Raw genomic sequence first — 5,291 nt, forward strand, 5'->3', positions numbered from 1 at the left:
GGCCTCGACGGCGCGGCCCTGGCCGGTGGTGCCGCCCTCGGAGGCCGAGGGGGTGTCCCAGCCCTGCCAGCCGACGCCACTTACATTGGCGTTAATTTGCACAGAGCCATCTTCAACGGGATTCAAGATGCTGACCTTAAGATCCTCCACTGATTTAGACTGCCCCGTTGTGCCAGCCGTAGATCCGTCGCGCTTGCTGTTCATCCAGCCAATATTCGAGACATGCGCCTCATACTGAATATGCATCTTGCTGTCATCTACGTTGAGAAGAGAACCGTTGAAGCAGTAGTTCATGTCACAGCGTCCGTTGACGCCCGGGACATTGCCACTGCTTGAATACTGCCAGAAACTGTAGCTGCCAGCATAATCGCAACGCCAATTATATTGAGCGACCCAATGGTCATAACCGCTCAACGACGGAGAATTCAGGTAGTTGTTAAGCCAGTTAAGGTTCGCATAGATACCCGACTTAAAGCCAACGGCCTCCATACGGTTGCAAAAAGCCTGCGCAATCTGGGTAAGCTTATCCTTGCTGAAATCCGGATCTTGCAAGATATAGCTATCCTCAAGATCATAATAAACGGGAAGCGACGGATGATGGCCGCCGAGCCAAGCAAGTGTCCTGTCGGCCTCTTTATTGGCATCCTCTACAGAACGGGCGTAGGAGTAGTAATACACGCCATAAGGAATGCCGAGGCGTTCACATTCAGCAGCGTTCCTTTCAAAAGAATCGTCAGGTTTTCCGTAAACCGGACCGACCTTGAGAATGGCAAAATCAATCCCCGCGGCCTTAACCTTATTCCAATCAACAGTTCCTTGATGATTGCTGACATCGATGCCGCGCGCAACAGCGCCATTGGGCAAAGGATCGTCAGTTAAAGACTGCGCATCGATGTCGCCATTGTCAGAATCGATAAGCACGCCGTTTTCGAAACGCCAAGAGTTCGGTTCCAAAGAGTCGGCTTCGCAGGAATTCATTTCAGTGGAATCATCGGTTGGGGCTTCACCGTTTGACTCGTCAACACGAGACTCTTCGATGCCAATTCCAGGCTGTTCGCCTGAATCAGAGTCTACACCCCCATCAGGACGAGCAGCATTTGCATCGTCACCATACCATTCGGTTACACCCTGAGAACCCGAGGCATCGTCCTGCGCTCCCTGAGAGCTTGCACCTTGAGATTCGTACTCGTTCGATGTTTGCGAGACCGACTGCGAAGCAGCGGCGGCCTGGACCGACAGCGCATACGCGCTGTAAGGCTGAATGATTTGCGACCAGCCCATCAATAGCGTACAAACCAAAGCAGCAGACGCTTTAAGACGTTTCATGCATATCCCCCGAGACAGTAACCACAGATAAAGAAACGAATACTAGCTATATTACCACACTTCCATACAGGCATTTAAAGCTTAGGAAAGCACCAGTTAGCACACAGTCAAAAAGAGGCGCTCCTGCAACGGAGCGCCTCAACAGACTCTATGCGAAAGGCCTAGCGGCACCGATTACACGACCTGGAGCATTGACCGAGCGCTCGGTCACACCGATCCCAGGCCACGAATCAATGATTCGACCGTTTCCGATATAGATTCCAATATGGCCCTGGTAGTAGACCACATCTCCCCTCTGCATAGCAGAAGTGCTAACCGGCATAAACGTGTTGTTGCGATACCAATTCATGGAGTTGTAGGTTTGCTCGGGCAACCAACGATGGTTATACGGGTTATACCAACCCATATCCATGCCAGTCGCATACAGACATTGCAGCACTAAGCCCGAACAATCAACCGCATCCCCCGGCCAAGAAGACCAAGGCTCGATATAACGCGTCCCGATATATTCACGAGCACGCTGGACGAATGCGTTGATGCAATCCTGTCGCGAAGCGTTGTAAGGAATTCGAGAAGGCGTGACATACGTAAAGTAACCGGTGCAATACGAAGGAAGCTGCACGCTATTGCAACTAACCTTTGGATAAGATCCCGGGGTCTGATACCCCATATAACGATAGGTCTCAAAATACGAATCAGACGTAGAGCCTGGTGCGGAAGCGCCCTTGGGAACAATCTTTACCTGTAATGCCTGAACAGGAATGCCAAGCTTCGTGGTGCCCGCCGGTGATCCATTTTTTGGTCCAGCCAAGCCATCCGTAATTTGACACGTGGACGCGATACCAGACATCAAAGTAATTCGAAACGTCACCAGTCAAATTAATCTTCACAGCTTGGATTTGTTGTCCCTGTCCAATGGTTCCCGCTGTGGCTCCATCTGAGACAGCAGATTGCCAGCCGATATTGGATACGTGGGCGGAATACGAAATGCCACCGTTCATGGAACTATCGGAAAGGGACAGTTGCATTGCCTCCATGGCACGGTTCTGCCCAACCGTTCCGGCAACACCGCCATTGCCAACAGACGCTTGCCAGCCAAGACCGGAGCAATTTGCCTTAGCGGATAGCCCAGGAAGCTGGATCAACGCAGCATGATCTTGAACGGGAGCGTCGGACGAACCCTTGGCAACCAACTTAATTTGAATTGCCTCGGCCTGCTTAGACAGCCCAACGGTGCCAGCTGCGGCGTCATTTTTAGCCCAACCAAGCCAACCATAATCCGCCGCATGAATACGGTAGTAAATATTGTATTTTGACGATTCGTTGCCAGTGAGCCTTAATTTAACCGCCTGAATTGCGAGGCCCTTGCCAACAGTGCCAGCATAGGAAGCACCCGAAACGTATGGCTGCCAACCGATATTCGCAACGTGTGCTGACACTTCAACGGAGGCATCGATGCCCTGCGTCGAAATATACAACGCCTGCAGAGAACGAGACATGCCCGTCTGGCCGGCAGTTTCGCCATTGCCAACGGGAGCCAACCAGCCCGCAGAAGCAACGTGCGCCTGGGATACAAGACCGATTCCCGACGTTTCGGTAAATGCATTACCGGTAGAACCAGGGGCAGGTTGACCCTTACGAACAAGTGCAACATCTATGCCGCACAAACCGGAAGAACCACCAGAAACGCCACATGCCTGACCATTTGACGTCCAGCCCGTCCAGCCATTACCGGAATCGTATACTCGATACCAAATGTCATAATTGGCAGCAAACTGGCCGCTCAGCGACATTTTTATCGCTTTAATGGGTGCGCCGGATACCGCCTTGGCGGCGCCGCCATCCGATTCGGAAGCACCCCAGCCTGAATATGCATCCATAACGGCATAGGAAATTGACCCGTCATCAGTTTGGCCTGCAACGCTTAAGGCAATGGAGTTCAGCAGTTTGGCGCCCTTGCCTCCAATCGTAGCCTTTTGACCAGAAGATAAGCCAAGACTCTCCCCAGAAACGGCGGATCCGGAAACCGCAACAGCATCTAGATCGCCGATAAAGACCTTGCTCGAAGAGCCAGGCGCTGCTCCGCCTTTCTCCACAAGGATTACCTTTACCGCTTCGATAGCCTTGCCTTTACCGGCAGAACCAGCGGCAGCTCCATTACAAGCCCAATCGAGCCAGCCTATACCCGAGACATGAGCACAGTACCAAATGTCATATTTTTCAGCTGCCTCACCGGTTAGACGAATCTGAACGGCTTCGAGACGCTGAGACTTACCAGTCGTTCCACAGTGCCCCTCAGACCACTGTTGCCAGCCGACATTAGAAACATGGCCACGAAGCTCAATGGAGCCCGAGTGACCATACCAGCCAAGCTGAGCCTCAAGCGCCTCCATGGGGAGGCCCCTACCAGTTGTCCCGGCAACAGATCCGCCGCCTACGGGCGACATCCAACCAATATTCGACGTATGTGAGCGAACAGTGATTGAGGCAGGTTCATCGCTACGGCTCTTAAAAGGACAGGCGGTGTCGCCCGGGGCGGGGTCGCCCTTGGGCAGGACCGCGACCTGGACGGCCTGGACGGCGCGGCCGTAGCCCGCCGAGCCGGCGTCGGCGCCGTCGCACGCCCAGCCCAGCCAGCCGAACTCGGCGGAGTGGACGCGGTACCAGACGGTGTAGCGGGCCGACAGCTCCCCGGACAGCCTGACCCTCAGGGCCTCGACGGCGCGGGACTGGCCGGTCGTGCCGGCGGTGCCGCCGTTGCCGACGGCGGCCTGCCAGCCGACGTTGGAGACGTGGGCCTCGACGGATATGGCATTTGCAATCTGTTCTTGAGAGGTGGCTCCATCCACTTCAAGTGAGATTTTTAGTGCCTCAAGATTCAAGCCCCTACCCGTGGTTCCGGCAACCTTACTCGAACTAACCGGATCCATCCAGCCAATATTCTGCACATGGGCAGAAACACTAACGTTTTTGACGGTGAGCTGATCGTTGGAGGCAGAATCAGCGGCAGCGGCTTCGTTAGTCTCCCCCGATAAGACCTGCTGCGCGTCTTGAGGCTCGCTATCTACGGAGCCAGCATCCGATTCTTGCCCCCCAGAGATAGGCTCAGCTTGATTGGAAGTAGAGCCTTCAAGATGAAAGCTGTTTGAATCATCAGATCCGTCAATTGAATAATCGGCATATGCAGCAGTCACGGCCCATGATTGACTCATGAACAGCGCGATAACCACAAGTATAGAAACGGACACATCTAAGAGACGCTTCACGATTCCACCTTCCTTCGACTTCGACGGCGCCTATTTAATGACGACCGCCTGAGCTCCTCTTTGCGAGTATAGCGAAGCAATGCGCTGAGCTGAGTTAGAGACATAGCCAGCGAGTGAATCAGCAATGTAAACGGTACCTAGGGAGCGATTAAAGCCTCTTAAGACAACGGTGTGAGAGTTGGTATAGGTTCTATAAACCCTTCCGCCGTAAGCCTGAGTCGCATAGCAACTTCCCAGGTTTTGCATACCTATCGTTGACCAAATAATAACGGGATGTCCAGCTTCCAAGTACGAATAAAGGTCATAGAAACCAGTACCGGTCACATCGTAGGCTCGCAAACTACTACCACTGCTAATCAAGAAAGAATTCGCGGTGTTGGTCAGTCCGGGAGCAGATATGCAGTTTCCATTCGAAGCGCTATGAGGATTGCCCCAAAACGCCGTAACAAAATCCCAACTGCTCCTAGGCATATACGCGTCTGCAATGACGGTTTTACCCAAACCAAATCCGTAATAGTTAAGCGCATTGGTCAATGCAACGGACTCGCAGCCAGTCGGAAGCTCGGGGTTCTGCATTGTACAAGGGACGTTGAGAACAACCGAATTCGGATGCAATGGGCGGTCCCTGTACGCGCCGTCCGTCGGGCCCGGGGCCGCCGAGCCCTTCGCGAGGACGCGGACCTGGAGCGCCTCTACGCG

Annotated in this window: 4 protein-coding genes; all 4 read right to left on the reverse strand. The window is 53.6% G+C overall.

Annotated elements, in window-relative coordinates:
- Window positions 1-1,326 (reverse strand): GH25 family lysozyme (locus tag I2H81_RS06675; protein WP_267490002.1); only part of this gene is annotated, 1,326 nt, incomplete at its 3' end.
- Between the two features lie 148 nt (window positions 1,327-1,474).
- On the reverse strand, window positions 1,475-1,996 hold the full coding sequence (locus I2H81_RS10615; protein ID WP_411266930.1) for a C40 family peptidase: 522 nt from the start codon (window positions 1,994-1,996) through the stop codon (window positions 1,475-1,477).
- Between the two features lie 25 nt (window positions 1,997-2,021).
- Window positions 2,022-4,592 carry a hypothetical protein gene (locus I2H81_RS06685; RefSeq protein WP_195644982.1) on the reverse strand — a complete coding sequence of 857 codons (2,571 nt, stop codon included), beginning with the start codon at window positions 4,590-4,592 and terminating at the stop codon, window positions 2,022-2,024.
- Window positions 4,593-4,622: 30 nt separating this feature from the next.
- On the reverse strand, window positions 4,623-5,291 hold a 669-nt coding region (locus I2H81_RS06690; protein WP_195569003.1), incomplete at its 5' end, for a C39 family peptidase.

This window comes from Collinsella aerofaciens (assembly GCF_015561195.1).
GTDB classification, from domain to species: domain Bacteria; phylum Actinomycetota; class Coriobacteriia; order Coriobacteriales; family Coriobacteriaceae; genus Collinsella; species Collinsella aerofaciens_AC.

Coding starts and splice junctions, on each gene's coding strand:
- I2H81_RS10615 (WP_411266930.1), bottom strand. CDS start 1,996: ATGGGGTATCAGACCCCGGGATCTTATCCAAAGGTTAGTTGCAATAGC.